This is a genomic window from Prevotella sp. P4-98 (assembly GCF_002251405.1).
In the GTDB taxonomy this organism is placed as follows: domain Bacteria; phylum Bacteroidota; class Bacteroidia; order Bacteroidales; family Bacteroidaceae; genus Prevotella.
The window spans coordinates 1-867 of record NZ_NPJC01000019.1 but is presented as its reverse complement, the minus strand read 5'-3'; the positions used below and the strand labels follow the sequence as shown (position 1 = coordinate 867).

1 pseudogene is annotated in these 867 nt (G+C 43.9%); it reads left to right on the top strand.

The features are described from left to right. Positions 1 to 139 precede the first annotated feature (139 nt). Positions 140 to 867 (top strand): annotated as a pseudogene (locus tag CIK96_RS03240) (IS1380-like element IS614 family transposase); the annotation flags it as partial.

The following is an 867-nucleotide window of genomic DNA, read 5'->3' as shown; positions in this document are numbered from 1 at the left end:
AACCTTAATTCCGCAACACTTTGATTTAACTTTATTTATAAGTTCCTGAGCAACAAAAAGTTGCTCAGGATTTTGCCATGTCAGATTTTTCACTTATCTTAGTGTTGCAAATCAAAACAAGCGTAAATCGTAACAAGACATGGCAAAGGTACAAATAAAATCTGAAAAACTCACACCTTTTGGAGGAATTTTTTCAATCATGGAGCAATTTGACTCCATGCTTTCACCTATTATCGACCAGACACTTGGTCAGAGATGCCGCAGTATCATCGGATACCAGTACAGCGAAATTATTCGTTCTCTGATGAGCGTATACTTCTGTGGCGGTTCATGCGTGGAGGATGTAACATCGCATCTGATGCGTCATCTCTCGTATCATCCGACCTTGCGCACATGCAGCTCTGATACCATCCTCAGAGCCATCAAGGAACTGACACAGGAAAACATCTCATATACTTCCGATAAGGGCAAGACCTATGATTTCAATACGGCAGACAAGCTCAACGCCTTGCTTATAAAAGCCTTGGTTTCCACTGGTGAACTGAATGAGGTGGAAACCTACGATGTTGATTTCGACCATCAGTTCCTTGAAACGGAGAAGTATGATGCAAAACCGACATACAAGAAGTTCCTCGGCTACAGACCTGGCGTATATGTCATCGGTGACATGATTGTCTATGTCGAGAACAGCGATGGCAACACAAATGTGCGCTTTTATCAGGCTGAGACCCACAAGAGATTCTTTGCCCTACTGGAAGCCAACAGCATCCGTGTGAATCGCTTCAGAGCCGACTGTGGTTCGTGCTCGAAGGAAATTGTCAGTGAGATAGAGAAGCATTGCACGCACTTCTACATCCGCGCCAACAG